Below are 3,500 nucleotides of genomic sequence, written 5' to 3' on the forward strand. Positions count from 1 at the left end.
CAGCGCAAGTCGGAGGGGCAGCGCGGACCGGTGGGCGAGATGCCCGGTGCCCAGGCGAGGTAACGCTGGTCACGCGAGCGTGGGTGGAGCCGCCGGTTCCGGTAGCTTCAGAAGGTTCCCGTGTGCGGCCCAGGGTCGCCCGGCTTTTCGCCTTCCCCCGCACCTCGCATTTCCCAAAGGACCCCCGTGACGACCGAGTCATCCGCCGCCCCCTCAGTTGCAGCCCAGCGCGACCCCGCCGCCGGCTCCCCGCCGCTGCCCGCCGCCACCAAGCGGCTGATCGCGCTGCTCGTCGCCGCCGCGTTCGTGGTGATCCTCAACGAGACCATCATGTCCGTCGCGCTGCCCGAGCTGATGCGGGAGTTCTCCGTCACCGCCGCCACCGCGCAGTGGCTCACCACCGGCTTCATGCTCACCATGGCCGTGGTGATCCCGTTCACCGGGTGGCTGCTGGTCCGGTTGCCGCTGCGGACGGTCTTCGTCGTCGCCATGACAACGTTCTCCCTCGGCACCCTGCTGGCCTCGCTGGCGCCGGTGTTCCCGGTGCTGGTCGCCGGCCGGGTGGTGCAGGCCGTGGGCACCGCGATCATGATCCCGCTGCTCATGACCACCGTCCTCAACGTGGTGCCCGCGGATCGTCGCGGGCGCACGATGGGCGTGATCTCCATCGTGATCGCCGTGGCGCCGGCCGTCGGCCCCACCGTCGGCGGCCTGGTGCTGGACGTGCTGAGCTGGCGCTGGATGTTCTGGGCGGTCCTGCCGATCGGCATCCTGGCGCTGGTCGCCGGCGGCGCGCTGATCCGCAACGTCACGGCCACCCGCCAGATCCCGCTGGACATCCTCTCGGGCGTGCTCTCGGCGATCGGCTTCGCGGGCCTGATCTACGGGCTCAGCTCCGTCGGCGAGGCCGCGAGCGGGAACGCGGTGATCTCGCCGTGGATCCCCGTGATCGTGGGCGTCGTGGCGCTGACTGTGTTCGTGTGGCGCCAGCTCTCGCTCAAGGACCTCGCGCTGCTCGACGTGCGCGCGTTCGTCTTCCCGACCTTCACCGTGAGCCTGTCGCTCATGCTCGTCTCCATGATGGCGCTGTTCGGCACCCTGATCCTGCTGCCGCTGTACATGCAGCAGGTCCTGGGGACCAGCACGCTCGAGTCCGGTCTGGTGCTCCTGCCCGGCGGGCTGCTCATGGGCGTCCTCGGTTGGTTCGTGGGCCGGATGTTCGACCGCATCGGCCCGCGGCCCCTGATCATCCCGGGCTCGATCCTCGCCTCCGCCGGGCTGTGGGGGATGACCACCTTCGGCGCCGACACCGCGCTCGGCCTGGTGGTGGTCTGGCACATGGTGCTCAGCGTGGGGCTGGCGCTGCTGTTCTCGCCGCTCATGACCTCGGCGCTCGGCTCGCTGCCGCCGCACCTGTACTCGCACGGCTCGGCTCTGCTCAACACGCTGCAGCAGGTCGCCGCGGCCGCCGGCACCGCCATGTTCATCACCGTGATGACGCTGGGCATCGTCGGCGGCGCCGAGTCCGGGGCCAGCGACGTGGCCGCGCAGATGAACGGCGTGCACAACGCGCTGCTGGTGGGCGCGATCATCTCCCTGATCACCGTGGTGGGCGTGTGGTTCGTCCGCAACTCCGCCCAGACCGAGGGGCCGGCGACGGCGTCGCTGTCGGCGGAGTCCGCAGCCGCGTAGGCGCACGACCGAGCGTCCGAGTGGCCTGCGCCATACCCTGGATGGCATGAAGGTTGATCTGACGGTCCTCGCCATCCCCGCGTTCATCGGGTCGATGGTCGGCGAGTACGCGTGGCAGAAGCGGCACCCGGCACAGGGGGAGCGGGCCGGCGACTACGAGCTGGCCGACACTCTGGCCAGCCTGTCGATGGGCGTCGGAAGTCTGATCGCCCCGTACGTCGCGGACCGGCTGCTCGCGCCCGTCACCCCGCGGACCGGCCGGTACGCCAAGGCTTTCATAGGCCTGGCGCTCGCGACCGCGGCGGTCGCCACCGTGGGAGACGTGGTGCAGCGCACCCGGTCCACCGGCCTGCTCGAGGCGGGCACCGTGCCGTCGTCGCATCCCCGCGCCACGGCGACGAACGACGACGACGAGGTCACCACCTCCCACCCCGCGCCCGTCGCCGAGGGCGCCGACTTGCCTCCCGCCCTGCGCCGCATCACCGGAGGGTCGGCGGTCACGGCGCTGGCCTCGGCGGTGGTGACGGTCTCGACGCTGTGGAGCGCGGAGACGGCGAGCAAGAAGCTGTTCCGCCTGACTCCGCTGGACCTGGGGACGGGGCCGTTGGCGTACGCGGTGGCGATCGGGGGTTGGGACTTCATCTACTACTGGAACCACCGCTTCGATCACGAGAGCCGCTGGCTGTGGGCGATGCACGTGGTGCACCACTCCAGCGAGCGCTACAACCTCTCGACCGCGCTGCGCCAGCCCGTCGCGGAGGCGCTGACGATCTACGTGCCGTACGGGCTGCTCTCGCTGCTGGGCGTGCGGCCGGCGCTGGTGCAGGACGCGCGCGCGATCAACCTCATCTACCAGTTCTGGGTCCACACCGAGGTGGTGCGCTCGATCGGGCCGCTGGAGCGGGTGTTCAACTCGCCCTCCCACCACCGGGTGCACCACGGCAGCAACCGGCGCTACCTCGACCGCAACCACGGCAGCATCCTCATCCTGTGGGACCGCCTGTTCGGCACCTTCGAGCCCGAGGGGGAGCAGGTGGTCTACGGGCTGACGAAGAACATCGACACGTTCAACCCGGCGCGGATCGCCACGCACGAGTGGGTGGCGATCGCCCGCGACGTGTTCCGGTCGCGGACCTGGTCGGACCGACTGGGCCACCTGCTCCGCGGGCCGGGGTGGGCTGGGGCTCCGCGCATCGCCTGAAGAGAGCGTGCCGGAGCCGTGGGGACCGGAACGACTACTCGGTCGGCGCGTAGTCCGGGGCGGGGCTGGGGACGGGTGGGCGCCTGTCGGGGTCGACCCAGGTCACCCGGAAGTCCATCCAATTGCACCACTTCGCGAGCTCGCGGCGGTCGAGGCCGTATCGGCGGCACACCTCGTCGGCGTGAACGCCGTCGTCCATGTACTCGCTGACGGGCCGCATCATTCGGAGTTCTTCGTCATCTGGTGGCTGCATGGCCCCTGTCTATCGCGCGGGTCCGACATCGACAGCCGGAGCGGACGCCGCTGACCACGTCGTCGTCGGATTCCGCCTCCGTCAACCCAGCGAATGCAGGCTGAACGCGGCGAGGAACCCCAGGGTCGCGATGAGCCCCGAGTAGACGGCGGCCTTCTCGAAGGCCTCGGGGATCATGGTGTCGGTGATCATCGAGAGGATCGCGCCGGCGGCCAGTGCGTTGGCAAAGGCCACCACGCCGGGCGGCGCGCCGTCCAGGAGCAGGTAGCCGGCCAGGGCCGACAGGCCGGAGGCCACGGCGATGCCGCCCCAGACGCCCAAGACGTAGCCGGGGGACCGCCCGGACTTCTTCAT

3 protein-coding genes and 1 pseudogene are annotated in these 3,500 nt (G+C 70.6%); 2 read left to right on the forward strand and 2 right to left on the reverse strand.

The window, feature by feature from the left end:
* The first annotated feature begins 186 nt into the window (after window positions 1-186).
* A complete protein-coding gene (locus B4M60_RS04310; protein WP_291080620.1) occupies window positions 187-1,692 on the forward strand; it encodes an MDR family MFS transporter in 1,506 nt (501 codons plus the stop codon).
* Window positions 1,693-1,738: 46 nt separating this feature from the next.
* On the forward strand, window positions 1,739-2,893 hold the full coding sequence (locus tag B4M60_RS04315) for a sterol desaturase family protein (protein WP_291080622.1): 1,155 nt from the start codon (window positions 1,739-1,741) through the stop codon (window positions 2,891-2,893).
* 34 nt (window positions 2,894-2,927) lie between these two features.
* On the opposite strand, the gene B4M60_RS04320 is transcribed toward B4M60_RS04315, so the two are convergent.
* Entirely contained in the window at window positions 2,928-3,146 is a 219-nt protein-coding gene (locus tag B4M60_RS04320; protein WP_291080624.1) for a hypothetical protein, read from the reverse strand.
* A gap of 81 nt (window positions 3,147-3,227) precedes the next feature.
* A pseudogene (locus tag B4M60_RS04325) lies at window positions 3,228-3,500 on the reverse strand (ZIP family zinc transporter); the annotation flags it as partial.

Source organism: Dietzia sp. UBA5065 (assembly GCA_002415925.1).
Taxonomy (GTDB): Bacteria; Actinomycetota; Actinomycetes; order Mycobacteriales; family Mycobacteriaceae; genus Dietzia.

Excerpts from the sequence above, each read along its gene's own strand:
- B4M60_RS04315 (WP_291080622.1), top strand. The coding sequence starts at position 1,739 with ATGAAGGTTGATCTGACGGTCCTCGCCATCCCCGCGTTCATCGGGTCG.
- B4M60_RS04320 (WP_291080624.1), bottom strand. The coding sequence starts at position 3,146 with ATGCAGCCACCAGATGACGAAGAACTCCGAATGATGCGGCCCGTCAGC.